This window comes from Buchananella hordeovulneris (assembly GCF_001907235.1).
Taxonomy (GTDB): Bacteria; Actinomycetota; Actinomycetes; order Actinomycetales; family Actinomycetaceae; genus Buchananella; species Buchananella hordeovulneris.
The window spans coordinates 17,387-41,283 of sequence record NZ_MQVS01000001.1; the positions used below are offsets into that span (position 1 = coordinate 17,387).

The following is a 23,897-nucleotide window of genomic DNA, read 5'->3' on the forward strand; positions in this document are numbered from 1 at the left end:
GCGCGGCCATGCCCCTAGCGCACCGTCATGCCCGTAAGTCACCATCATGTCCTTATTTCAGCGTTTTTCGGACATGATGGTGTCACAAGGACATGATGGTTAAGGCTCCGCCGGCGGGTCATTGGACAGAGGGTGTCTGCGGGGTGGGAATTTGAGCTATCGTATGGGCGCTGGTCCTAGATGAAGGGGTTTAGGTGATGCGCCCGGTTGACTGGTCGGTGGTGGGGCTTGCTGGTGACCCAGTGCCGGGGGATCCCATGGTGGTGCGCAGTGGTGGGCAGCGGTATGTGGAGATTGCCGATACCCTTGCCCGGTGTGCGGCCACGCTGCGGGGACTGGAGGCGGGGGCCAGCCAGTCGCAGGCAGTGACGGCTTTGCTCGAGACGAAGGACGGGCTCGTCGACGAGGCAGTGCGCTCCGAACATCGCTATCGGGAGGCTGGGCAGGCCCTGATCGAGTACGCAGTGGCCCTGGATCAGGCGCAGAACGATAGCGAGCAGGCGCTAGCGGCAGCCAGGTTGGCGCAGGAGGATGCCGCTCGGGCTGAGCAGCTGGCGGAGCACTACGCACAGCTCACCCAAGGGGAAGCTGCCTCCGACACAGCAACGGCGGGGTATGCCCGGCGGCAGGCCGATTATCTTGCGCAGGCCCGAAATGCGCGCGAGCAGTTAGCGCAGTGGGTGGGGCAGGTGGCTCAGGCGGTGGCGCTGCGCAACCAGGCCGCTGAGATTGCTCGGGCACGCATTGAGGCAGCGGTGGGGGCCGACGGGCTTAACGACGGCTGGTGGGAGGATTGGGGCAGCAAAATAACTCGGCTGGTGACTCTGGTGGCGGAGTTTGTCAGCACGATAACGGGGCTGCTGGCGTTGGTGGTCGCGGTCATCCCGGTTGTCGGTCCGCTGTTGGCGGCAGGCCTGCTAACAGTTTCGGCACTCACGGGGATCGTTGCGGCAGGGGGCAATATCACTCTGGCGTTGGCTGGGGAGCAATCCTGGACCGAGGCGATAGTGTCGGTGGCATTTGCCGGGCTGGGGTGTGTGGGTTTGGGTGGCCTGCGCGGCATGGGAACCTCTCTACGAGGTTTCGGGCGACTACGCGGCGCCTGGCGCAACGCTAATGGGCTCAGAGGATTGGGTGGCGCCAAGGGCCTGCTGCGCCTTACTAAGACCAATGCGGTCAATAACCTCAAGGGCGCGGCCGATGGCCTGCGGGGCGGGGCGCAGCGGTGGCGTCAACGATTCCGCGCCAAGACCGGAGCCCGAGGGCAGCGCGGAAAGGGCCCCATCACCGCCAAGGAGTATCGTTCCACTCGCCCAAACACCGGGCATGGGCGGCATGCCGCCAACCAGCAGCCGTGCTGGAACGACGCCGTGAACCACAAGCGGGATGCAGATGATTCGTTGTTCCTGCTGGATGATCCGCACGCCCCGTACGGGCGCACCGAAAACGGGGTGCGCATCAGCCGCAGCGAGTGGGAGCGGGCCAACATTTACCGCAACTCGCGGGGAGAAGCGACGGTCCCGTGGCCGCCCAACGACGGGTACGTGCCGGGCACTGAACGCATCTACCACGACCTCACAGACTTCGTGGCTGACCACGGCATCTACTTCGACCGCATCGGATACCCTGGTGGGAAGTTCCTGGCAGTTGCGCCGGACGGTAAACCCATCCCCTTCTCCATGCGTGCCATGGATCCCCGCTGCGCTGTCCTACCGCACTACTCGTACAGGCTAAACGTCGATGCGCTGCCCCCAGGGTGGAGCATCAAAGTTGGGGAAATCGCCCCCGCCCTCGGGGGCTCCGGAGGAGGAATGCAACTGCAAATAATTGACTCCCAAAATAAACTCCAGGGCGTTGATGAAGTGGTTAAGAGAGGTGTGTTAGAAGCATGGCAAGCTTTGAGTTAGAGCCCGGTTTACGTGAAATGTCCTTGAAGGGGCTGAGTGGGTGCGATTTCCGCGAGTCTGGCTGGTTTGACGGGTATAGCTATATATATTTTGGGGGAGACTTTAATCATCATATTTATTTGCGGGATGGAAAGTACTGTGTAACTGACACTCACAGGGATAGCCGTGACCTTGTGTCGGAGTTCAAAAGTCCACATTTAGAGCTGGCCGAAAAATGGTTGTTGGTAAAGATTGGACCCATCTATCGTTCAGTAATGGGCATTCCTGAAATTGAACTGCCTTTTCTGCGGCCGCAGATTAAAGTCGGCTACAGCATATGCGGGATTGGTGCAGGTTTTTTTACCTTGTCTGGTCCCGGCGGACTTTTCTTGCCTTTTGAATTGTATGACTGGGACGAGCGTCCCACTAATTGTGTCAGGTACTCGCATGTCGTCGACCTGCCGTTGCCTGACCTCATCGAATCCTATAGGAGTGAGACGGGCGAGCCGTTCCTACAGGACTATGTGGTGTCGCAAGGTGAGGGCTAAGGTTAGTGTGCTGTGGCCACGCAATAAAAGGGCCAGCTTCGAGCTGTCGCCTGGCATGGCGGAGTTTGGATTGGATATATCTGGGCCGGATGGGTATGGCTTTACCGACTCGACCTGGTTTGATGGGTGCATCTACCGGTACTTCTGGGGAGAATTCAATACCCATATCTACTATGAGGGCGACTGTTATAAGGTGGCGGACACCGATCGGGGCTAGTGCGACCTTAATCCAGAGGTAATTGGGGAGTCCTTGGAGCTGGTTCAAAGTTGGCTACTGGTAAGGGTCGGGAAGATGTATGGGTCGCTTATGCGTCTGCCGGAGATCGAGCTTCCATATTTGCGTGAGCACGTTAAGTCTGGGTATGACATGGTGGAGGTTGAGTGTTCAAGATATTCATTGCAGCGCCTCGACGGCTCTCTGATGCCTATAGTCTTTCGTGACTCGGGCCCTTTGCCCTTTAGGATTGTAGAATACTCACATGTTGCTGATTTGCCGCTACCTGGCCTCATCGAGTCCTGTAAGAGCGAGGTCGGCGCGCCATTCTCGCAGGGCCATGTGAAGGGTGGAGACAGTGGATGAATTTGGTTTCCCTCCGCAGATATTCAAGTGGCCGAGCTTTGATCTCGCTCCAGGCATGGAGGATCTTGTCTTGTGTGAGCCCGGTTCCTGGGGTAGGGGATTTTTTGCCTCTAGGTACCTCGACGGTTACGTGTATAGGTGTTTTCGTTGCGGGTTCAATCGCTGCATATATAAAGAAGGTGACTTGTATGTAGTTGAGGGAGATGATCAGGGAGTGAGTGACGCGCAACCCATAGTTTATGGCGGTTCCCTGGAGTTGGTTGAACGGGCACTGCTGGTCGAGGTTGGGGGACTGTATCGTTTGGTAAAGGGCTTGCCCCAAGTGGCACTGCCTTTCCGTCTAGATCAGATTAACGCTGGCTATAAAGTGGTAAAAGCGGGGAGGGTAAGGTGTTCATTGGGGCGACTTGATGGCACTTTCCTGCCCTTGGTTTTCCTGGAATCCGGGCCGCCATCCTATAACATTGTGAAATATTCCCACGTCGTCGACCTGCCACTGCCCGGCCTCATCGAGTCATATAAGAGCGAGACTGGCGCACCGTTCTTGCAGGACTATGTCGTCACCCCAGATCGTGCCCGATCGGCAGACGTCGGCACTCGCAACGAAACCTGTGCCCGGATCCCAGGGTATCGGCCTGGCTGCCGGGCTCAAGATGCCGGGGGCGTCGACCGTCGCAGGCTGCCCCCGGCCGTTTCGAAACCTTGCGATACTAAGGCCAACATGAGGAGGAGTCAGATGGAAGAGGTATCCGTCAACTGGGCCCCCAATCGGGGGCTGATTCCCGGCACTGAACAGCTTTTCACCCACCTAGCGGACTTTACGGCTGCCTTTGGCGATATCGTCGACCGGGTCGGCCACCCAGGCGGGCGCTTCTTCGAAGTGCAGGTTAACGGGCGTCCGCTCACCATCGGGCAGCGTGCCATCGACCCGCGGCGCGCCGTCGAACCCCTCTACCGCTACCGAATAGTTGACCTTCCACCCGGTTGGGCGATCCGGGTTGGGACCATCGCCCCCGCCCTCGGCGGGCGGGGAGGCGGAACGCAGATCCAGATACTCGACCAACTGGGGGGCGCGAAAACTGCCCTCGCCCTCGTGGACAAAGGAGTGCTCGTATCGTGGCCCACTTCCCGCTGAATCCCGAAATTGCTGCCCTAGTAGTCGACATTCCCATGCCCGCCGGGCATGGCCTGTCCGTTCCCGCCCACCTCGATGGCTACACCTTCAACTATTCCCTCGGCGAGTTCCACCACCACCTCTTCTACGCCAATTCATCTTTTCACTACGGGATGAGCGACAGGGACTTCCCTGATATCGACGTGGAGGTCTCCAGTCCCGACCGGGAGATAGTAGAGCGAGCCCTGTTGCTAAACATCGGGCAGCTCTACCGGTCCTACAACCGGCTGCCCTCCCTGCGGCTGCCCGACCAGCAACCCCAGGCGGGCTACGAGTTGGTGCCCGTGCGCCCCCACATCGTTACGCTTCGGCACCCAGACGGCAGCCTGCTACCGATGGAGCTACGGGAAACCGGCGGTGGGTCCTCCGAGGGGGCCCGCTACTCCTACGTGGCCGACGTGCCCGTGTCCGATCTCGCGCGCTCCTACGCCGCCGCTGACGCCAGACCATCATTGGCCGCGTATCTGTAACACGGTCCGGTGCCAGGTGCATTCCGGGCTCTCCAACTTTTACCGGTTCATGCAAGCGCCCCTAATGTGCCCTCGGTGCGTTGCCAACCCAAGTTAGTGCCTTGCCCCGGCAGGAGGTGCGTGTGATTATGGGCAGGTCAGCCTGACTCTGGTCAGGAGCAAGTAAAACGAGGAGATTTTGATGTCGGAACAGTACGGTTACACTCCTGAGGAAATGCGTAATATTGGCAGAAAGCTCAAGGAAACCCAGGCCGAGATTCAGGGTAAGGTGCAGGAGGCGCTGACTGCTGTCAACGGCCTCATTGGCTCCGGTTTCACTACCGCCGTGGCCTCCGGCGCCTACTCTGATAAGTTTACTGAGCTGAAGGAGGGGCTGATTCAGGTCAACGAAGGCATGGGGCCGCTCGGGGACTTCCTCACCCAGTACGCCTCCTCGGTGGAGGAGTTGGACCAGCAGATGGGCCAGTCGCTCCGCGGCTAACTAAGACGCACAGTGCTGGCCCGGCCGATGGCGGGCGGGCCAGCACTGTGCCACATACTTTACCGAGGGGGAAATGGTGAGAATCGTTGTTGATGTCCCGGCGATCCAACAGTTGGGCACGGATCTGGCTAGCGTGGCCAGCGAGTTCGAGAGCGCAAACACCGAATCTGAAACAATCGCGGGCGCGGTTGGCCACACCGATCTTTCCGCTACGGTACGGGGCTTTGCCCACGACTGGGATGACCGCCGCGCAAAATTCACCGAAGCCATGAAGGCATTAGCGGAGGCTGCGACGGCAGTCGCGCAAACCTGGAAAGACTTTGACCAGCAGGGAGCTGATGTGCTAAACGGTGAAGGGGAAGGCGCAGGCAGCCCTGACGCTCCCCAAGCTGTATAACGAAACGGGTACACTGGCAGGGCTTGCCGCACAGAAAAGGACGGGAGTGAATGTTCGAGCTGTCTGCCATCCCGCTAGGAGTTGCGCCAGCGCCTGTCGGGCCGATGCTCTCCCGGATCGATGTTGCCGAGCCAGATCCGCAGGCCCGTCCCGGCACCATCAGTGCAGGCACAGTCGAAGTAGATACAGACTTACTTTTCGTGCTCTCTGAGCATCCAGCGGCCGCGAATCGGCGCCGAAGCGCGGCAGACCCCGAGGTGCTCCCGGTCGCCGCCCTGCCGGAGTTGGGTTCTGCCCGCCTAGCAGCTGCGATCGCTGCCCGTTCACTGCCCGACGTGTTGGAAGCACTTGCCGAAGACGTCGCCGTTCTGCCTGTTCGCCTGACCGAGGAAGGTATCGAAGCCCTAGGCGTGCAGTCCGACGACGGTTTGGTGCGGCTGCCGCTTTTTACCTCCGCTGCCACCTATGCGGAAGTAGCTACCGGGCATGAGCCGCTTTTCGTCATCCGGTTGGGGGTGGCGCTCATCGAGTTTGTGGTGCAGCACGCCGCGCACCTGCACAGTCTCATTATTGATCCGCATCGCACCGAGGCGTTTGAGGTTTCCAGCCGGTTTCTGGCGGAGGTGTTGAACGATCCCTTTGACGAGCCTGACGAGCCCGACGAGCCCAGGGAGATGACGGCCACCGAGCCGACGGAATCGGCAAGCACTAGCCCGGCCCGCCGCGTCGTCGGCCTCGATCTGGACCTGCCCACGCACTGGGCGGTGCTTAACTTGCGCGCGCCGGTCGAGGTGCGCCAAGGCGAGATTAAAGAATTGGTGAAGCGGCAGACCCGCAAATTGTCCGACGCTGGGGCTAACCTGCGGCGTGAGATGCGCCAGTGGTTGGAGCGGGCGGCGGCGCAGGCTGCGGGCGCGGGAGGACGCGATTTTGCTTTCCTGCTGGCCAATACTAAGGAAGCTGCCGCGGCAGTCAGCCTGGTCACCTATTGGCATGACATCGGGGCTACCGGCAGTATCTCTCCGCTGCAGTTGATGACCGAACGTCTGGTGGCGGATTCACGCCCGGGGGACGAGCTAGTTGAGCTGAAAGACGACGACGACGGGATTGTGCGGCGTGTGCGGCTGTCGCACGGGGCAAAGGAATTGGGTGGGGAAAACACTCCGCTGGTGCTCATCGACTACTGGTTGGCGGTGCCCGGGGAGGGGGCGCTCGCGCACGTGGCCTTCTCCACGCCCCACGATTTCGCCAAGGATGAGATCACACGATTGGCTGACGCCGTAGTGCTTGGTGCCCGGTGGGTTTTCGCGGACGAACTGCCTCCGGCGTCGGCCAGCTTCGCGGTGGAAGAGGCCGATTAGCGCGCATCTTCTCCCTGCTGGAGAGTGGCAGGGCGGGCGCCGACAGCGGCTGGGTGCTTCTGCCCGCGTGCAAGCGGGGCGGCAGTGATTCCGGCGTTGCAATAACCTTTAAATCGTGCCGCCCGTGCACAGGCGGGGCGGGGGAACTGGGATGGCAAAGACAGTGAATATTCCGGGCTGGGGTCACTACCGCACTGCTCGGGTGGCGCGGGCGCTGGTCTTGGCCTGGCCGGTGATGACCTTGGTGTTGCAGGCCAAGGGCCTGAGCTTTGCGCAGATCGGGTTGCTCAATAGTTTCGGGGCAATAGTGGCACTGTGTGCGGAGGTGCCGGCCGGGATGTTGGCGGACCGGTGCGGGCACCGGCATTCCCTCGTGGTGTCTAACGTGCTGCTGGCCCTCGGCATGCTGGTGTTGGCCCTGGCCGAGAGCTATTGGGGCATCCTGGTCTCCGAATTGTTGTTGAGTGTCGGGCTGGCGGCCGGCACTGGGTCCGATAGTGCCTTGTTGTTTCGTATGCATCAGCAGGCCGGGAAGACAGAAAGATATGCGCAATCCCTGGCCACTATCCGCCAACTGTTGGTATTGGTGGCCCTCGTGCCAGCCTTGGTGGCGCCCGCACTTTTTGCGTGGGGTGCCGCGCTGCCGGTTTACGTCTCGGTGCCGCTGTATTGCCTAGCTGCCTACTGTTTTGCTGGCATCACGGTGAGCGCCCGGGTGCCGGTCGCTCCCCCCGTCGCGGATATTCAGCCCGCCGCGGGCGACGCCGATACAGCGGACAGCAGGTGGGCGCGCCTGGCGCGGCGGGGGCGGGACCTGGTGACCAGGCAGCGACGCTTTCTGGCTATTGCCGTGTTGGCGATGCTGGCCGGGATAGCCGTCTCCAACTATGGTCAGTTTGTTAACCCCTTCCTGGTTTCTTTGGGATTCCAGACCCAGTTTTTTGGGGGTGGTGCTGGTGGTGGGCACAGCCTGCGCGTGGCTCGGCAATTGGTTGGCTCCGCGGCTGCTTGCGTGGCAGCGGGCGGCGGGCGTGCTCGTGCCGTTGTGTGTGGCCAGTATCGGGCTGGTGGTGGCGTTGAATGCGGCGCCATTCCGGTGGGGAGGGGCAGTGGTGCTCTACGGCGTGCTGCGGCTGCTGGCGTCGGTGCTCGGGGTGGTCGTGGACGTCAAGATCAACAAGCTGGCTACCGACACCAACCGCGCCACTTTGCTGTCGGTGATGGCCATGTTCGATGATTTCGCGACTATCGTGTGTGATCCGCTCGTGGGTATCGGGCTGGATGCTCTTGGTTTTCGGCCCCTCTACGGATTGCTAGGCGTCTTGCTGTTGGCCGCCGCCGCACTGTACTTCTTGACGGCCCGCGCCTGGCGGGCCGGGGGCCGCTTGGGTGCACGAGAGTAAGCGCCGAGCAACACTCCCGCTAGCACCAGTGCGGCTCCGAACAGTTCTCCAAAGGAAACTAGCTCTCCGAAGGCTACCCAGGCTGCGGGCATTCCAAATATTGGCACCAAAAGAGAGAAAGGGGCGACGATACTCGCAGAGTGTCGTGACATTAGCCATGTCCACATGCCAGAGGCAATGACAGTCGCCACAATAACTGTAAACAAGAGTGCTAGTGTGGGTTTGATTCCGTCAGAAGTAATTGCGAGACTGAGTGCGGTTTTGATGCGATCTGGCCCCTCGAACACTATGCTAAGAATAAGCATGGGTAGTGGCGGGATGACAGTCATCCAAAGCATAAGCTTTATGGGCTCATCTGTGTGAGCTTGGCGGGCGCTTACATTACCAATGGCCCACCCGGCCGCGCCGCATAGGGTCAATAAAAATGGGGTAAGTTCAGCATTTTCTGACCGTTGCCATCCAACTGTGAACAATCCAATGATGGCGATTCCGATGCCGACTAGTGCTGGTTTGGTCAGCTTTTCCCTGAAGAATAGCCTTCCTGCTAAGGCGGTAAACGGTGCAGATGCCTGCAAGGTGAGTGATGCCAGCCCGGCAGGCATTCCAACAGATAGACCCCAGTTTAGAAACGTGAACTGAACTATCCTGAATCCAGTGCCGTAGCCTATAAGCCAGCGCCACGGTACTCGTGGTCTCCGCACCAGGAGCACTGTGGGGATTGCAAGCAGTCCAAAACGTAGTGCGGCCAGTAGTAGTGGCGGATAAACTTCAAGTGCCAGGCTGAGTGCTACAAAGTTTGCACCCCATATCCCGGCAATGAGTATTGCGAGAGCTATGTGGCGTGAAGGCATGCGGTAAGTTTCGTGTACGTTCCCAGTAAGGTCAACTGAAATTTTTTTGCGGGAAGGTGTAGGCTTCCTGCATGGACGTGCGACATCTGCAGCTTCTTCGGGATCTTGCCGACTATGGAAGTGTCACAGCTGTGGCTGAGGCGACTCATCGGACTGCCTCTGCGGTCTCCCAGCAGCTACGGACGGCCCAGCGACTGGCGCGTGTGCGGCTGGTTGAGCCAGACGGACGAGGTATTCGCCTAACAGAGGCGGGTCTTCTCCTAGCGGAGGGTGCTGTCGAGGTGGCGACAGCACTTGCCGCTGTCCAGGCTCGCTGGGATGCGTACCGAAACGATCCCGGAGGGGGCGTCTCCGTGGTAGCTTTCCCCAGCGCCGCCACACTATTGCTGCCTAAGCTTCTGGGTGCTGTCGCCGATGCTGGAATCCAACTTCGCATCGCTGATGTCGATCCGGCGGAGAGCGAATTTTCCCGCTTGACGTTGGATTATGACATCGTGATCGCGCATAGTATTCGCGCTCCCGAGATTGGCAGCGTCCCGGGGTTGCTTGTCCGTGAACTGGTGCTAGAGCCACTCGACATTGCAATGTCAGATAGTCATCCGTTGGCCTCGCGCTCCAGCCTTCGCGCCCACGATGTCGCAGGTGCTTCTTGGATTGGGGTTCCCGAAGGCTATCCCTTTGATACCGTGCTGGCAGCAATTGAGAAGCGCGTGGGCCGAAGATTGCACGTAGCGCAGCGGGTTAAGGATAATCGCTTAATAGAAGCCATCGTTGCCTCTAGTGACCATCTGGCGGTGCTTCCGCGTTTTACCACACCGGCGGAAGGAAATCTGCGGCTGCTCCCGATCAGTGATGTTCCTGCCTATCGGTATCTGTTCGCTTTAATGAGGTCAGACCGGGCACAGCGTCGCGCAGTACAGACGGTATTTCGCATGATGTCTGCTATTGCTAGGTTGCATAGTATTGAGTGCGATAGTCACACGGACTCGTAGCTGCCACTGCCCATTTTGTAGTCCACCTTAACTGTAGGTGCGAATCTTTTCACTAGACATTGGTATTAATGGTGGGGGAGGATGAGGTATGGATACGACTGCAGCTGTTCTCGACGCAAAGCCTCCAGTTCGTCACGCCACTAGGGTGGTGGTTCTGTTGCGCGATGCCCTGCTGCCTTGGCAGGAACTCAACGTTACATCCTTCTTGATTAGTGGAATCGCGACAAGTTCTCCTGATATGGTAGGCGCCCCCTATGTTGACGCAGACGGGAACCGCTATTTACCCATGCTGCGTCAGCCCGTGCTTGTATATGCTGCGACTTTAGAGCAGTTGTCCGTGGCCCGTTCTAAGGCACAAGCTCGCGATATGGCAATTAGCATATATACGCGTGAACTATTCTCTACCGGAGACGATGACGCAAATCGAGCTGCAGTGCTTGCAGTAAGACCTGAAGATTTAGATCTCGTTGGGTTAGCTCTACACGGCCCGAAGAATGCTGTGGATCGTATTACCAAAGGCCTGCGGAAACATCACTAGTGCCGAGAGCCGCTGGGGGACGTGCTGGCGCATGGGCATCGTGAAGAGGGGCTCGCCCTAACTGGTCATGTGGGCGCCTCATCCGGTGCATATGGCGCCTGTGCTCTCCCCGTGACCAGTTAGGGCGGGCAGCCCCGGCATGGATTGCGAATCAGCCCGCGCCTCCCGCCCGCACGATGTGCACAGCCCGCTGCGCGGCGGCCTGCGCCCAGTGCGCCTCCCACAGGTTGAGACTGGTAACGACCTCGCGGTGTAGCAGTGGGCTGCGGGCGGCCAGGGTGTCCAGGTGTTCGAAGCGGAGGGTCAGTGGCCCGGGCGGCAGCCAGGCCAGATCCCGCATGCAGTCGTCGGCAGCGGCCCAGTTTCCCCCGAAATAGCCGGGGAAATGCAGGGTCTTGCTCAACAGGCGAAAGAACTGGTCTGCGGTGCGCACCAACCGCAGGTTGAAACGGTACTCGGCCGCATCCTCCGCGCGGCCGCGGTTCTCAGCGCCGTTCCGCCCCGCGTTCGTCTCGTGCTGCTGATAGGCCCACGCGGTGAGTGCGCGGACAAAATCGGCGATGGCGGCGCGCCGCTGGTCGCGGCGGCGCCCGAGATATATCGACAGGCCGGGCACCTGCGCACTGCGACATCCGTAGGCGTACGCCAGTGGCCGGTAGTTGCCCCAAGCGTCCAGGCAATCGAAGTCGAGCGTCACCTCGATGTCGGGCAGGTAGGCGTGCACAATTCGCCACGAGGCGGGCAGTGCGTCGGTGCTCTCCTCCTCGGCCACCACCAGCCAGTCGGCGTGGTGCAGCGCCGTGCGCAGCTCGTCGTCTCGCCCGGTCACGCCTACCTCCTGCCCGCGGCTGCCCTACTGCCCGAAGAGCGCGCGCTCCAGCCGGGGGCGCAACTTGAGGGCGTACTGCCGGTTCAGGTGGGTTTGGTCGAAGTAGACCAGCATTTCGCCCGCCACCTGGTAGCAGTATTCGGCGTCGCAGAAGGCGTCGGTGAAGTCCACCAGCTGTACCCGGGGGTCGGCGGCGGCGGGCACGGTGCCCGGTAGCGGGTCGACCGCTAGGGCCTTGCTGCGCTCCACCCGGCAGTCCACTGCGGGATTGTCCCGCTGCGCGTAGCAGTTCAGGTCCCGCACCTCGTGGTTGTAAGGCACGTCGGCGATCACAAAGATTTTCCCCACGCCAGCGGCGAGGAACTGCCGCCACGTCCCGCCCAGCGATTCGTTGTAGAGGGCCTGCTGGTCCCCCTCCGGGGCGAGCGGTTCCTCCTTGGCGTACAGCGAGTAAACCAAGCGGGCGGGCTTCACTTTGGTCACCTCGGCGACGACGGTGCGCGTGGCGTCGGCACAGTTTTGTCCCCACAGGTAGGTCTGGGTTTCGTACTCGGTGTCGTTCAATTGCCGCACCGGGCAACCGGCGACGATGAGGGCTTCGTAGCGCAGCTGGCGGGCGCGGGCGATCTCGATGACGGGCGCGCTCCACTGGTCCGCGTGGGAGTCGCCGAGCAACATCAGCACGTCGCGGCCGTCTACCGGGGCGTTTGGGTCGGGACGGTAGTCACACACCAGTTTGCCCGCGAACTTCTCGTATTGGTGCGGCAGTTCCTCAAGGCGGCACTCGGGCGGGTCACTGTAGTAGATATTGTCCTCGCCGAGCACGATGCTTTGCGGCTTGCCGAGTTTGTTGGGGCAATTATTTGCCGGGTTCATGGCGCCCGGGCCGGCGCAGTCGGTGGCCAAAAATTCCGCCAAACGTCGGGACTCCGCGCTCGCCAGGTGGTCGGCGAGGCGGCCCCCGCCCCACGCCCCGGCGGCGGCTAATGCCATGCCGCCCAACATGAACGCGAAGGCCCGCCACAGCGACTTATTCAGCAGCCCGGTGCGCAGTCCCCAATCCTCGACCAGTGGCTTTGACAGGCCCGCCAGCCCGAGGGCAATGACCCCGATGACGAGCTTGTGCCACCACCGCACCTCGGCGTCGAGCACGGCGGGGGCCAGGACGATGAGGGGCCAATGCCACAGGTAGACGGAGTACGACACGTCCCCCAGCCACCGCACAGGAGCCAGCGAGGTCAGCGGATCAAGCAACGGCACCCGGCCGCCCAGCCCGGCGATCAGCACTGCGGCCGCCCCGCCGACGGGCAGCAGCGCCACCCAGCCGGGAAAAGCCACGTGCGGGGAAAATACCCAGGCCGCCGCTGCCATAGCGATCCAACCGGCCCCCGCCAGGGGCAGCCGTAGCCAGGCCGCCGGGCGCAGGAGCCGGGTGAGGGCGGGGGCCGCCACCGCCACCAGGCCCCCGGTCGCGAACTCCCACACCCGCACCGGGGTGAAGAAGTAGGCCTGGGCCTGTTGGCTGGCGGTAAACAGCACGGAGTAGACCAGCGAGGCGAGCGCCCCGGTGGCCAGCAGCAGGCCCAACGCTAGCCGCAGACGGGTGGGAAAGAGGCGACGGCACACCCATACCCCCGCCACTAGCGCCAGCGGCCACACAATATAGAACTGTTCCTCGACCGACAGCGACCAGTAGTGCTGGGCGATGGAGGCGTCTTGGTTCGCGGCGTGGTAGTCGACCGCCCGGTGCACTAGGTAGAGATTTTCCCCGTAGACGGCGGAGAAAAATATTTCCGCAAAGTTTGGGCGCCAGCGTTGGATGGGCAGGAAAGTGACCACCCCGGCTGCGGAGACCGCCAGCACCAGGAACGCCATCGGCAGCAAACGGCGGATGCGGCGGGCGTAGAAGTCCCGCAGGCGCAGCCCACCCCGGTCCAGCAGGCTGGATAGCAGATGGGTGGTGATGAGGAACCCGGAGATGACGAAGAAAACGTCCACCCCGATGAAGCCACCGGTCAGCCGCTCGGGCCATAAGTGATTCAAAAATACGCACCCGACCGCAAAGGCCCGCATGGCCTGGATGTCGCCGCGGAACTGGCGGCGCGGCCGCGGGCCAGCGGGTGCGGGCGAGGAAACAGTGGGGGCGCTAGCAGTAGCCGCGGGTGCCTGCGTGGAGGCGTCAGAATCAAAAGACATGAGAAAGCTGTTGGCGAAGTTCGAAACCGTCAGAACCATAAACTTGGGGCACTGCTGCCTGCAGCACCGAGGCTGGGCCATAGACCGCGAGCGGCTCGGCGGTAAAGTGGGACATTACCTGCTCCGTGGGAGAAAGTTGCCGGATAGCAATCGCGCCGACGTGGGGCCGGTGCTCGCGCGCCAGCTCCGCATAGATTAGCGGGTCGTGTTGCCCGTCGTCGCCTATGAGGAGCCACTGTATTTGCGGCAGGTCAATAAGTAGACGTCGCAGCTGGGTGCGTTTATGTTCCTGCCCTGAACGGAACCAACCAGTATTGGTGGGGCCCCAATCTGTCAGCAGCATTGGTCCGGCGGGGATGCCGTGGCGGGCCATGAACGAGGACAGAGTCTGCTGCACGTTCCACGCGCCCGTGGACAAATAAATGATGGGCGCCTGCGGGTGGCGCAGAGAGAACTCGGTCAGCAGCTCAGCCATGCCCGGCACGGCTTCCCGCGTGTGGGTGTATTTCACGAAGGCGTTCCAGGCCGCCACCAGCGGGCGCGGCAGGTGGGTGACCATGATGGTGTCGTCGATATCGCAGACGATGCCGTGCGTCGTGTTATCGGCGATGATCTGTATCAGGCCGTGCTGTGGGGGGGAAGCCGGGCCCGTGACCTGCACCAGGTGCGGGCCGGGGGTGAGTTCGTGGCCCTCCACGACGATATCGACCAGACCTACCCGGTCCGCGTTCACCGTCACGGTGGCCTGGCCCAGGGTGATGGTCACCGGGTAGAAGGGCACCGTGGTGCCAAGGAATTGTCGCCACCCGCGTTGCGCGTCGCGCAGGCCCTGCATTGTGGCGGCCGCTAGTTCCTGCCGGGTGGCGCCCGGGCCGGGCAGCTCCCGAATGAGGGTGCCGCTGGGGTCGTGCAGGGGGTCGGTCATCACCACGCGCGCCAGCACGCGGGCCCGCCGCTGCGTGCCGTAGGACGCGAAAACATGGATCGCGGGCCGCCAGCCTCGCCGCCGCAATGCCGGCACCGATCGCCGCAAGAAGGCGTCTTCGAGGCGGGCCGCGAGGTTGTGAGAAGTCATACGTGGATGCTATCGGGTTGCCGTCTTTTCGGTGTGGGCGTGGCAGGGTTGTGGCCAATGCCGCTAGGTTGGCTCCATGTCTCCGCGTCGCCGTATCGACCCCCACGCTGGCCGAGCCGCGCTTGCCGCTGCCGCCGCCGGGGGAGATGACCGGCGCGAGTTAGCGACCGCGGTGCGCTACGGCCTGGAGGAACTAGCTCACCGCCACCCGGGGGGCAGCATTGAGGTGCGGGTTCCTCCCTACGGGGTGACGCAGCTGGGGCTGGGGCCGCGCCACACGCGCGGCACGCCGCCCAACGTGGTCGAGATGGCGCCCGCGATTTTCGTGCAGCTGGCCGTCGGGCAGCTGACGTGGGGGCAAGCTTTGGCTACCGGCGTGGTCAGTGCCTCGGGCACCCGCGCTGATCTGGCCGCCTACCTACCTTTGGAGCAGACATGACTGAACCTCGCCTCGCCCCGGCCGTCGCGAGCTCTAAGCGGGTGCGCGCCGCGCTGGACGCTTTGCGCGAGCAGTACGACGTGCCCGCGGCCTTCCCGCCCGCCGCCGAGGCGGAAGCCGAGGCCGTGGCCCGCGCCTGGCGGGAAGTCGCCGCGCAGTTGCCCGCCCCGACGCTCACCCACGTCAAACTGCCAGCAGCGGCCGCCCAGCTGCCGGGTCCGGTTCCGGACCGCGACGCCCGCCAGATTCCGTTCGTCACCATTGATCCGGCTGAATCGCGTGACCTCGACCAGGCAGTGCAGCTGGAGCGTACCGCCGACGGCTACCAGGTGCGTTACGCCATCGCCTGCCTCGCCACTTTCATCGCGCCCGGTGGCGCGCTCGATAAGGCCGCGCACGAGCGTGCCACCACGATCTACGCCCCGGACTACTCCACCCCCCTGCATCCCCGGGCCTTAAGCGAGGACGCGGCCAGTTTGCTGCCCGACGTCGACCGCCCGGCCTGCCTGTGGACGTTCCAGCTGGACCGCACGGGGCAGGTACAAAGTGCTCACGTTGAGCGGGCCTTGGTGCGCTCCCGGGCCAAGCTTTCCTACGTGCAGGTGCAAGAGGCGCTGGACGGGCGGGCCGCGCTGCCCGCGGCCGCGCCTGCCGACCTGCCGGAGCTGCTAGCGGAGATAGGCCAACTGCGGCTGGAGCGTGAGGCGGAACGGGGTGGTATTTCGCTGGCGGTACCGGAGCAGGAAACGACCAAGACCAACGGCGGTTACCAGCTGGTCTACCGGGCGGCGCTGCCGGTGGAGGACTTCAACGCCCAGATTTCCCTGTTGACGGGCATGGCGGCCGCGCAAATGATGCAGGAGGCCGGGGTGGGGGTGTTGCGCACCCTGCCCGCCGCGCAAGGCCGAGACATTGCCCGCCTGCGCCGCACTGCGCGGGCGCTCGGCTTGGCGTGGCCCCGCAACGGTGACTACCCGGCATTCGTGCGCGCCCTGACCGGGCAGGATGCCGCCGAGGCCGCGTTCCTCAACGCTGCCACCACCCTGTTCCGGGGCGGCGGGTATGCGGCCTTCGATGAGCAGGCCGACCTGCCGCTGCCGCCGGAGGTGGCGGGCGGGCACGCGGCTATTGCCGCGCCTTACGCTCACGTGACGGCGCCGTTGCGCCGCCTGGTGGATCGCTACGGGCTGGAGGTGTGCCTGGCGCACTGCGCCCAGACGGAGGTGCCGCAGTGGGTGCGCCAGGCGCTGCCCGCCCTGCCGGACGCGATGACGAGTGCCCGGCGGCGGGCCAGCGCCATCACGCGGAGCGCGGTGGAGGCCCTGGAGGCGTTGGTGCTCGATTCCTATGTTGGCCGCGAGCTACAGGGCGTGGTGGTGGACACTACCCGCAGTGAGCGGCACGGGCCGGGGGTGCAGGTGCAGGTCGCTGATCCAGCGGTCATCATTTTCGCCGACGGGCAGGCGGACCTCGGGGACACCGTGCGGGTGCGGATCCAGGCCGTGGATGTGGTGGCGCACAAGGTGCAGGCCGACGTCGTCGGGGTGCGGGCGGCCGATCCGGCGCAGGCAGGTCAGTAGTCTCACGCCCCGCGGCTTGGGGCGAGACGCCTTCATATGCCAGGCTTGACCCGTGAGGCGAGGTGACGGGCGGCTGAGCGCCGTAGCAGACCCGAGTGACGTCGGCCAAGACGAATGCGGTGTCTTTGGCGTGTGGGCCCCGGCGGAGGAAGTTGCCCAGCTGGCCTACTTCGGGCTCTACGCCCTGCAGCACCGCGGCACGGAGTCGGCGGGCATCGCCACGTCGGATGGCCGCAGCGTGATCGTGTACAAGGACATGGGGCTGGTCTCGCAGGTGTTCGACGATCAGCTGCTGCGGTCGCTGCGCGGACACATGGCGGTGGCACACGTGCGCTACGCCACCACGGGCCGCTCCACCTGGGAAAACGCCCAGCCTACCCTCGGGCCGACCGCCACCGGCACGGTGGCGCTGGCCCACAACGGCAACCTGGTGAACACCGTGGAGTTGATGGAGCAGGTCCGCAGCCGCTTCGGGGAGGACCTGCGGGGCGAGCTGGGCCGGGGCTCTTCCACCGACACGGCCGTCATCACGGCACTCCTGGGCGGCGAAGACCGAGTGGAGCACACTGAGCATCCGCAGCTGCCCGCGCGGCATGCGCTGCTGCCTGCGGTGCGGGCCGTGCTGCCGAAGCTGCGGGGAGCCTTCTCCCTGGTGTTCATGGACGAGCACACCTTGTATGCGGCGCGGGACGCGCACGGCGTGCGCCCCCTGGTGTTGGGGCGCCTGGCCCGCGGTTGGGTGGTGGCCTCCGAGACAGCGGCCTTGGACATTATCGGGGCGGCGTTTGTGCGGGAGGTGGAGCCGGGCGAAATCCTCGCCATCGACGCCGACGGCGTCCACACGGAACGTTTTGCGCCCGCCAATCCGAAGGGGTGCGTTTTCGAGTACGTCTACCTGGCTCGTCCCGACACCCTGTTGGCGGGGCAGTCGATCCAGGTGGCGCGCGAAAAAATGGGTGAGCTGTTAGCCCGTGACCACCACGTGGAGGCCGACCTAGTCATCTCGACGCCGGACTCCGGCACCCCTGCCGCTATCGGCTATGCCCGGGCCAGTGGCATCCCCTACGGCATGGGGCTGGTGAAGAACGCCTACGTCGGCCGCACTTTCATTCAACCGACGCAGATGATGCGCCAGCGGGGCATTCGCCTGAAGCTCAACCCGCTGCGGCACGTGATCGAGGGCAAACGCCTGGTGGTGGTAGATGACTCGATCGTGCGCGGCAACACGCAGCGGGCACTGGTGCGCATGTTGCGCGAGGCCGGGGCCCGGGAGGTGCACGTGCGTATCTCGTCCCCACCCGTGGCCTGGCCGTGCTTCTATGGCATCGACTTCGCCACGCGCGCCGAGCTGATTAGCGCGGGGGCGAACGTGGAGGAGGTGTGCCAGTCCATCGGTGCCGACTCCCTGGGCTACCTGTCGCTGCCCGCCATGGTGGAGGCCTCCGGGCAGCCCGCCCAAGCGCTGTGCCTGGCGTGTTTTGACGGCAATTACCCGATCCCGCTGGAGCCGCAGCAACTGGCTGCCGCGGCCCACCCGCCTTTGGCTGCCGCGCCCGTCGTGTTGCCGCCCCGGCGCAGCGTTCGCCACGGCGCGGGCGCGCCCCTCCCAACCATCCAGCCCCACGAGGAGAAACCCCATGAGTGAGTCGTTGAGCTACCGCACCGCCGGGGTCGACACGGAGGCGGGCGACCGGGCCGTCGAGCTGATGAAGGCCGCGGTGGGGCGCACCCACACGGCGGGCGTCGTCGGCGGGCAAGGCGGTTTTGCCGGGATGGTGGACGTCTCGGACTTAAGGGACTACCGCCGTCCCCTGCTGGCTACCTCCACCGACGGGGTGGGCACCAAGATCGCTCTCGCCCAGGCCCTCGACATTCACGACACTATCGGCCAGGACCTGGTGGCGATGGTGGTGGACGATGTGGTCGTGGTGGGGGCCACGCCGCTGTTGATGACTGACTACATTGCCTGCGGCCGGGTCGAGCCGCAGCGCATCGCTGACATTGTGCGAGGGGTGGCGCAGGCCTGCGAGCAGGTTGGCGTGCCGCTGCTGGGCGGGGAGACCGCCGAGCATCCGGGGGTCATGGCACCTGACGATTACGACATTGCGGGGGCCGCCACCGGCGTAGTGGAGGCCGATGCCGTGTTGGGGGCCCACCACGTGCGGGCCGGGGACGTGCTGGTGGCGCTGCCCGCCTCCGGTTTGCACTCCAACGGCTATTCGCTGGTGCGCAAGGTGCTGGAGGTCTCGGGGGCAGGCTTGGGGGAGCACGTGGCGGAGTTCGGGCGCACGGTGGGCGAGGAGCTGCTGGAACCCACCCGGCTTTACACGCGCGCCTGTTTGGACCTCATCGCCGCCCTGGGGGGCACCACCGGCGCAGCCACCGCCGACGTGCCGCCGGTGGGCGGGGTGCATGCCCTGTCGCACGTGACGGGGGCGGGGCTGGCGGCGAACGTCGCCCGGGTGCTGCCCGCGGGGCTGGCGGCCGTGATCGACCGCGGCAGCTGGGTGGTACCGCCCGTTTTCGAGTGGGTGGGCCGCAGCGGCAATGTCGCGTGGGACGACCTAGAGGTGACGCTGAACCTGGGCGTGGGCATGGTGGCGATCGTGGCCGCCGACGCCGTGGACGCCGCCCTGACAGCAGCCGCGGCAGCGGACCTGCCCGCCTGGGTGTTGGGGGAGGTCCACGACGTGGCCACTGCCGTAGCGCAGGCGCCCGCCGCGCGGGTCACCACGGGAGCCAAGGGCGTCACCGGGGGACAGGTGCGGATGATCGGTTCCTACCGCACCGCCTGAGTCGACCAGCAACGGTGCCCGCAGGCCGCCTAGGCGGCGAACCCGCGCCTAGCGCGTGGTGCGGTAGTCGTCCCAGTCGTCCATCGCTGGCGGGATGTCGTCGTACTCACTCTCGGTGGCGTCAGATCCCGTGAGTTCACGTTCTAAAGCCTTGTAATCGGTCTCCGGGCTGTAGTACTTCAGCTTCCGAGCGACCTTGGTCTGCTTAGCCTTCTGACGGCCGCGCCCCATGACGTGACCCCCTCCACCGTCGAGTATGCGCGGCACGTTGAAGTGCGGCGGCGTGAATACAAGTAAAAATTTGTCGTGTGCCCAGCCTACAACGTTTCGGGCCCTGAGGGCCAACTGGTCGCGCTAGGCGAGCTGCGGTGGCTAGGGCCGCCGCGTCAACCGGAGCAGGGTCAGGCCTACGATTGCGGCCGCTGCCGACCCCAAAACGGCGATGCTTTTGATGTCACCGCTCGCGGCGCGTTTACCCGTGCTCTTGACGGTTTCCACCAAGCTCAGCGCTTTGGCTTTGGCCGATGCGCCCGCTTCTTGCGCCAGATTCTTGGGGCTCAGGCGGGCGGTGAGTTCCTCCAGGTCGGCGGTGAGCGACGCCCGGAGGGCCACCAGGTCAGCTTCCTTGTTCGCGTAGCTCATCTGTTCAGTCCTTCCTTGACCGCGTCGACGCTCATGCCGATGCTCTCACCGTTGAGTTGCACTTCCCCGGCGCTCTTTAGCTTTCGTAGCCCCAGGAGGACCATGAGGCCAGCCAGGAGGAACACCACCCCGCCCACGATGAGGGTGGCGGCCCACAGGGGCAGGAAGAGGGCCAGCACGTAGACCAAGGTCCACAGGATGAAGGGCAACCCAAACAGGGCCAACACCCCGGCCACCGCGAAGAAAGCCGCGGCAGTGCCGTAGCGCTTAGCCGACGTGGTTGCCTTGGTTTTGAGCAGGTCGATCTCGCCACGCACCAGAGCGGAGACGTTATGGGAAATCCTGCCGATCAGCTCGCCTATCGACCGCTGCGGGTCTGTGGGGGTGTGCTCGGGCACGCCTGACTCCTTTAGCTGGAATAAATGCTGCTGCCCACCTTACGTGGGGGGACCAATTCTGCCCAGTGGTGATGCAGGGTGAAACACCTGCAACCATGTTAGCGTGTGGTTTGGATCACAGCAGGGGGTGGGGTCTCAGTCTGCCCTGGGTCGCGAGAGGAACAGCATGCAAGTCGCCAAAAGCTCCGCTAGTCGTATGAAAATGATTGCCCTCGCTGCGGTAGGTGGCCTCTTTGCCTCCGCTGTGCCAGCGACGGCCGCTCCCGCGTCTCCCGCCCCGGTGACGCTCAACTTGTTGAACATCACCGACATTCACGGGCACATTGATGTGGGAAAAGAGGAGGCCGGGGCGGCTGTCATCGGCTGTTATGTCGACAAGGAGCGTGCCGCGCACCCGCACACCCTGTTTACCTCGGCGGGCGACAACGTCGGTGGCTCGCCGTTCCTGTCGGCGATCTTGCGTGACGAGCCAACCATCGATGCCCTGAACCTGATGGGTTTGGATGCCAACGTGGTGGGAAACCACGAATTTGACCGTGGCTGGAGTGACCTGCGAGATCGCATCATTCCGCGGGCAAACTTCCCGCACCTGGGGGCCAACGTGGTCGGCTCCGACCTGCCCGCCTACGTTGTGAAGGAGACAGGTGGGATCAAGGTTGGTTTTGTGGGGGTGGTGACGCCCGACGTGCCGACCTTGGTGACGCCCGACGGGGTGGTCGGGTTGGAGTTCACCTCCGCCATCGACACCGCCAACCGGGTGGCGGGGGAGTTGAAGGACGGTCAGGCGGCCAATGGGGAAGCTCACGTGGTGGTGGTGCTCGTCCACGAGGACGCCGCCGAGATCGCGGCCGGGCTGCGCGGGGAGCTGGTGGATGTAGTCTTCGGCGGCCACACCCACCGCGAATACGTGGGACTGGAGACCATCGGGGCGGACGGTAAGGCGATCGTCGCCGTCGAAGCAGACCACTACGGGCGGGCCCTGGGGCGTGTCAGCCTGGATGTGGATCCGCACACCAAGAAGGTCACAGGGGCCCGGGCGGAGCTGGTGAGTGCCGCGACCATGACCGAGGTGTGCGGCACGGCCCCGCATCCGCAGATTGCCGAGATTGTGGCGCGGGCCAAAACGCAGGCAGATGCGGAGGGTGACAAGCCGGTGGCCACCATCGCCTCGGATTTCTACCGCGGCACCGCCGACGGCACGGCCGCCACGGCGGGCGCCAATCGCGGCACCGAGTCCACGGCCGGCAACTTGCTGGCTGATGTAGCGCTGTGGGGGCTGAAGAACTCCACCACGATTCCGGTCGACATTGGCCTGATCAACGCAGGGGGGATTCGGGCGGACCTGCTGCGCGGGGACGACGGAGTGGTCACCTATAAAGAGGCATTCGCGGTCATGCCGTTCGGCAATGCGATGACTACCACCGAGATTACCGGGGCCGAGTTCAAGCAGGCGTTGGAGCAACAGTGGCAGCCGGAGGGGTCGTCGCGCCCCATTTTGAAGCTGGGCGTGTCCAGCAATGTGCACTACGTGTTCGACCCGCAGGCCCCGACCGGCCAGCGCATCACCTCCGTGACCATTGATGGTCAGCCCCTGGACCCGCAGCGGACGTACACGGTGGGAGCGGTGTCGTTCCTCATCGCCGGGGGCGACAACTTCGGGGCCCTGGCCGCAGGCCGCAATCGGCGCGATACGGGAATCATTGATGTGCAACTCTTCATCGACTACCTGGCGGCGCAGCAGGCGGCAGGGCCGGTGACGGCCCCACTGGTGCAACGGTCCTTGGCGTTGACCCTGCCGACCAGCGGTCTGCAGGCGGGACAGGAGGCGGAGATTGCGCTCGGTTCGCTGGGCTTCACGGTGACGAGCGAGCAGGTGGATCAGGAGGTCACGGTCCAACTGGGACAGTCCAAGGTCACCGCCCCCATTGATTACACCCCTGATCCGACCGGTGACACCACAGGCCGGGCGGTGCTTCGGCTCCCGGTCCCCGCGGACCTCAGTGGAGTCCAGCAGCTGGAAGTCTCGACCCCGGGCGGCAGTCGCTTCGCGGTGCCAGTGTCGGTGACCGGGGCCAGCCCCAGCACGCAGCGCCTGACGGGCGGCACCTTGGGAGAGCTGACGGCGGCACTGGCGCCGCACGGCCATTGGGAGAAAACCGCAGTGGTGGTGGCCGGAACGCAAGGGCGGTGGCTGCCACTCGCCGCGCCGCTGGCGGCTGCTGTCGGCGGCCCGGTGTTGCACCTGGATGGCACACAGGCGGTTCCCACCTTGGTGGAGCACCTGCGGCAGGCGGGCATCGAGCGGGTGGCGGTGATTGGCTGGCCGCCGCTCTCCTTGGGGCCCGCCCTCCAGCGCGCAGGCGTGCGGCATGAGTGGCTGGGCGCGGGGTGGCGGACCGTGGTAACCAACGTGGCAGCCTGGCGCACGTTGCAGGCCGCTGACGCCCCGCAGCAGGTTCTCCTGGCTGATGTCGCGGAGCCGACGGCGCTGGGGGTGGCGGCCGCCGTCGCCCCCGCGGTAGGGGCCGTCGTGCTCCCGACCAGCAAGGGCCGCCTGACCCCGGTGGCCTGGTGGTACCTGTGGAGCCACCAGGAGCTGCCGGTAGTGACTGTCGGAGGCAAGGCCCGCGCCGCCTGGGAACGCTGGCAGCGGTGGATGCCGCACTCTATCCGGCACCTGGAGGGGGCGGACGCGTTGGAGTTGGGGACGGCCGTGGCACAGATAGTGCCTGCTCCGACCGGTCCGGTGGTAGTGGTCAACGCCCACCGGCCAGAGGCGGGCGCGGCCGCCGCGTTGGTGGCTCGCAGTGGGGGGACATTGGTGCTGACTGATGGGCAACAAGTCGCCCCCGGGATGGTTGATTTGCTGCGGCAGGGACCAGCGGGCCGGGCTTTGCTGATCGTGGGGGACGAGCAGGCGGTCTCCTCGGCGGTGCAGGCGGAGGTGGAGGCAGCGGTGCACAATCGATAGGGTCGGATGTGGGCAAGCTCACGCAGCCCGTTCTTGGGAGTGCGGCGTGCGGAGCGGCGGGTGGACCCCCGCCGCTCCGTGTCGCTTTTTGCTGCTTTTAGGCGCTTTGGTGCATGAAAGAGCAAAACATGCTCGGTTGTTGAGGGGAGAGGATCAAAATGTGGACACTCGCGGAGGGGGAGGAGGGTTGGTTGGCGCAACGCAACTCGACGCGCGCCAAACCGGGTTAGCAACCCGCCTGAAAAAGTGCTGAAGGATCGATAACCTCCCTTGAGGAGCTGCCGCCCGCGC

22 protein-coding genes are annotated in these 23,897 nt (G+C 64.3%); 15 read left to right on the forward strand and 7 right to left on the reverse strand.

Features of this window, described 5'->3' with window-relative positions:
- The first annotated feature begins 197 nt into the window (after window positions 1-197).
- From BSZ40_RS00060 to BSZ40_RS00105, 8 genes are all read left to right on the forward strand, one after another.
- The gene (locus BSZ40_RS00060) at window positions 198-1,907 is read left to right on the forward strand and encodes a glycohydrolase toxin TNT-related protein (protein ID WP_073822048.1); all 1,710 of its coding nucleotides are present in this window, start codon (window positions 198-200) and stop codon (window positions 1,905-1,907) included.
- Window positions 1,889-2,434: an Imm61 family immunity protein gene (locus BSZ40_RS00065; RefSeq protein ID WP_084542492.1), complete on the forward strand. Its 546-nt coding sequence runs from the start codon at window positions 1,889-1,891 to the stop codon at window positions 2,432-2,434. The genes BSZ40_RS00060 and BSZ40_RS00065 overlap by 19 nt, the downstream gene beginning before the upstream one ends.
- A 1,316-nt stretch (window positions 2,435-3,750) precedes the next feature.
- Window positions 3,751-4,149 carry a glycohydrolase toxin TNT-related protein gene (locus BSZ40_RS12045; protein ID WP_185696236.1) on the forward strand — a complete coding sequence of 133 codons (399 nt, stop codon included), beginning with the start codon at window positions 3,751-3,753 and terminating at the stop codon, window positions 4,147-4,149.
- Complete coding sequence (locus tag BSZ40_RS00085) at window positions 4,131-4,658, forward strand: hypothetical protein (RefSeq protein ID WP_073822058.1); 528 nt, start codon at window positions 4,131-4,133, stop codon at window positions 4,656-4,658. The genes BSZ40_RS12045 and BSZ40_RS00085 overlap by 19 nt, the downstream gene beginning before the upstream one ends.
- A gap of 181 nt (window positions 4,659-4,839) precedes the next feature.
- Window positions 4,840-5,139, forward strand: a complete 300-nt coding sequence (locus BSZ40_RS00090; protein WP_073822060.1) for a WXG100 family type VII secretion target — start codon at window positions 4,840-4,842, stop codon at window positions 5,137-5,139.
- Between the two features lie 76 nt (window positions 5,140-5,215).
- Window positions 5,216-5,536 (forward strand): hypothetical protein, encoded by a 321-nt coding sequence (locus tag BSZ40_RS00095; RefSeq protein WP_245793728.1) that lies wholly within the window; start codon window positions 5,216-5,218, stop codon window positions 5,534-5,536.
- A gap of 50 nt (window positions 5,537-5,586) precedes the next feature.
- A complete protein-coding gene (locus BSZ40_RS00100; protein WP_143180825.1) occupies window positions 5,587-6,897 on the forward strand; it encodes an SseB family protein in 1,311 nt (436 codons plus the stop codon).
- 151 nt (window positions 6,898-7,048) lie between these two features.
- Complete coding sequence (locus tag BSZ40_RS00105) at window positions 7,049-8,134, forward strand: MFS transporter (protein ID WP_073822064.1); 1,086 nt, start codon at window positions 7,049-7,051, stop codon at window positions 8,132-8,134.
- A gap of 66 nt (window positions 8,135-8,200) precedes the next feature.
- Here the strand turns inward: BSZ40_RS00105 and BSZ40_RS00110 are convergent, their stop codons facing one another.
- On the reverse strand, window positions 8,201-9,151 hold the full coding sequence (locus BSZ40_RS00110) for an EamA family transporter (RefSeq protein ID WP_073822066.1): 951 nt from the start codon (window positions 9,149-9,151) through the stop codon (window positions 8,201-8,203).
- A 71-nt stretch (window positions 9,152-9,222) separates the two neighbouring features.
- Between BSZ40_RS00110 and BSZ40_RS00115 the strand changes: the two genes are divergently transcribed.
- On the forward strand, window positions 9,223-10,143 hold the full coding sequence (locus BSZ40_RS00115) for a LysR family transcriptional regulator (protein ID WP_073822068.1): 921 nt from the start codon (window positions 9,223-9,225) through the stop codon (window positions 10,141-10,143).
- Window positions 10,144-10,231: 88 nt separating this feature from the next.
- On the forward strand, window positions 10,232-10,681 hold the full coding sequence (locus BSZ40_RS00120) for a DUF2000 domain-containing protein (protein WP_073822070.1): 450 nt from the start codon (window positions 10,232-10,234) through the stop codon (window positions 10,679-10,681).
- 151 nt (window positions 10,682-10,832) lie between these two features.
- Here BSZ40_RS00120 and BSZ40_RS11410 read toward each other — a convergent pair whose 3' ends face one another.
- Genes BSZ40_RS11410 through BSZ40_RS00135 form a run of 3 tightly spaced genes read right to left on the reverse strand, consistent with a single transcriptional unit; the run spans window position 10,833 to window position 14,781 of the window.
- Window positions 10,833-11,510 carry a barstar family protein gene (locus tag BSZ40_RS11410; RefSeq protein WP_073822072.1) on the reverse strand — a complete coding sequence of 226 codons (678 nt, stop codon included), beginning with the start codon at window positions 11,508-11,510 and terminating at the stop codon, window positions 10,833-10,835.
- Between the two features lie 24 nt (window positions 11,511-11,534).
- Complete coding sequence (locus BSZ40_RS00130) at window positions 11,535-13,706, reverse strand: acyltransferase family protein (protein WP_073822074.1); 2,172 nt, start codon at window positions 13,704-13,706, stop codon at window positions 11,535-11,537.
- Window positions 13,696-14,781: an App1 family protein phosphatidate phosphatase gene (locus BSZ40_RS00135; protein WP_073822076.1), complete on the reverse strand. Its 1,086-nt coding sequence runs from the start codon at window positions 14,779-14,781 to the stop codon at window positions 13,696-13,698. The genes BSZ40_RS00130 and BSZ40_RS00135 overlap by 11 nt, the downstream gene beginning before the upstream one ends.
- A gap of 76 nt (window positions 14,782-14,857) precedes the next feature.
- On the opposite strand from BSZ40_RS00135, the gene BSZ40_RS00140 reads away from it, so the two are divergent.
- From BSZ40_RS00140 to purM, 4 genes are read left to right on the forward strand one after another with little or no spacing between them, the layout of a single operon-like run.
- Complete coding sequence (locus BSZ40_RS00140) at window positions 14,858-15,220, forward strand: sterol carrier family protein (protein WP_073822078.1); 363 nt, start codon at window positions 14,858-14,860, stop codon at window positions 15,218-15,220.
- On the forward strand, window positions 15,217-16,800 hold the full coding sequence (locus BSZ40_RS00145; RefSeq protein ID WP_073822080.1) for an RNB domain-containing ribonuclease: 1,584 nt from the start codon (window positions 15,217-15,219) through the stop codon (window positions 16,798-16,800). Before BSZ40_RS00140 ends, BSZ40_RS00145 begins: the two co-directional genes overlap by 4 nt.
- A 52-nt stretch (window positions 16,801-16,852) precedes the next feature.
- Window positions 16,853-18,445, forward strand: coding sequence for an amidophosphoribosyltransferase (purF, locus tag BSZ40_RS00150; RefSeq protein WP_084542494.1), 1,593 nt, complete (start codon window positions 16,853-16,855; stop codon window positions 18,443-18,445).
- A complete protein-coding gene (gene purM, locus BSZ40_RS00155) occupies window positions 18,438-19,595 on the forward strand; it encodes a phosphoribosylformylglycinamidine cyclo-ligase (RefSeq protein ID WP_073822082.1) in 1,158 nt (385 codons plus the stop codon). The genes purF and purM overlap by 8 nt, the downstream gene beginning before the upstream one ends.
- 48 nt (window positions 19,596-19,643) lie before the next feature.
- Here purM and BSZ40_RS00160 read toward each other — a convergent pair whose 3' ends face one another.
- The 3 genes from BSZ40_RS00160 to BSZ40_RS00170 form a co-directional block, all read right to left on the reverse strand.
- Window positions 19,644-19,826, reverse strand: a complete 183-nt coding sequence (locus BSZ40_RS00160; protein ID WP_073822084.1) for a DUF3073 domain-containing protein — start codon at window positions 19,824-19,826, stop codon at window positions 19,644-19,646.
- A gap of 141 nt (window positions 19,827-19,967) precedes the next feature.
- Window positions 19,968-20,237, reverse strand: coding sequence for a DUF3618 domain-containing protein (locus BSZ40_RS00165; protein WP_073822086.1), 270 nt, complete (start codon window positions 20,235-20,237; stop codon window positions 19,968-19,970).
- Window positions 20,234-20,635 carry a phage holin family protein gene (locus BSZ40_RS00170; protein ID WP_073822087.1) on the reverse strand — a complete coding sequence of 134 codons (402 nt, stop codon included), beginning with the start codon at window positions 20,633-20,635 and terminating at the stop codon, window positions 20,234-20,236. The genes BSZ40_RS00165 and BSZ40_RS00170 overlap by 4 nt, the downstream gene beginning before the upstream one ends.
- Window positions 20,636-20,831: 196 nt before the next feature.
- On the opposite strand from BSZ40_RS00170, the gene BSZ40_RS00175 reads away from it, so the two are divergent.
- Window positions 20,832-23,606, forward strand: coding sequence for a bifunctional metallophosphatase/5'-nucleotidase (locus BSZ40_RS00175; protein WP_073822089.1), 2,775 nt, complete (start codon window positions 20,832-20,834; stop codon window positions 23,604-23,606).
- Window positions 23,607-23,897: the final 291 nt, after the last annotated feature.

Coding starts and splice junctions, on each gene's coding strand:
- BSZ40_RS00060 (WP_073822048.1), top strand. CDS start 198: ATGCGCCCGGTTGACTGGTCGGTGGTGGGGCTTGCTGGTGACCCAGTG.
- BSZ40_RS00065 (WP_084542492.1), top strand. CDS start 1,889: ATGGCAAGCTTTGAGTTAGAGCCCGGTTTACGTGAAATGTCCTTGAAG.
- BSZ40_RS12045 (WP_185696236.1), top strand. CDS start 3,751: ATGGAAGAGGTATCCGTCAACTGGGCCCCCAATCGGGGGCTGATTCCC.
- BSZ40_RS00090 (WP_073822060.1), top strand. CDS start 4,840: ATGTCGGAACAGTACGGTTACACTCCTGAGGAAATGCGTAATATTGGC.
- BSZ40_RS00100 (WP_143180825.1), top strand. CDS start 5,587: ATGTTCGAGCTGTCTGCCATCCCGCTAGGAGTTGCGCCAGCGCCTGTC.
- BSZ40_RS00105 (WP_073822064.1), top strand. CDS start 7,049: ATGGCAAAGACAGTGAATATTCCGGGCTGGGGTCACTACCGCACTGCT.
- BSZ40_RS00110 (WP_073822066.1), bottom strand. CDS start 9,151: ATGCCTTCACGCCACATAGCTCTCGCAATACTCATTGCCGGGATATGG.
- BSZ40_RS00115 (WP_073822068.1), top strand. CDS start 9,223: ATGGACGTGCGACATCTGCAGCTTCTTCGGGATCTTGCCGACTATGGA.
- BSZ40_RS00120 (WP_073822070.1), top strand. CDS start 10,232: ATGGATACGACTGCAGCTGTTCTCGACGCAAAGCCTCCAGTTCGTCAC.
- BSZ40_RS00130 (WP_073822074.1), bottom strand. CDS start 13,706: ATGTCTTTTGATTCTGACGCCTCCACGCAGGCACCCGCGGCTACTGCT.
- BSZ40_RS00135 (WP_073822076.1), bottom strand. CDS start 14,781: ATGACTTCTCACAACCTCGCGGCCCGCCTCGAAGACGCCTTCTTGCGG.
- BSZ40_RS00140 (WP_073822078.1), top strand. CDS start 14,858: ATGTCTCCGCGTCGCCGTATCGACCCCCACGCTGGCCGAGCCGCGCTT.
- BSZ40_RS00145 (WP_073822080.1), top strand. CDS start 15,217: ATGACTGAACCTCGCCTCGCCCCGGCCGTCGCGAGCTCTAAGCGGGTG.
- purM (WP_073822082.1), top strand. CDS start 18,438: ATGAGTGAGTCGTTGAGCTACCGCACCGCCGGGGTCGACACGGAGGCG.
- BSZ40_RS00160 (WP_073822084.1), bottom strand. CDS start 19,826: ATGGGGCGCGGCCGTCAGAAGGCTAAGCAGACCAAGGTCGCTCGGAAG.
- BSZ40_RS00165 (WP_073822086.1), bottom strand. CDS start 20,237: ATGAGCTACGCGAACAAGGAAGCTGACCTGGTGGCCCTCCGGGCGTCG.
- BSZ40_RS00175 (WP_073822089.1), top strand. CDS start 20,832: ATGAAAATGATTGCCCTCGCTGCGGTAGGTGGCCTCTTTGCCTCCGCT.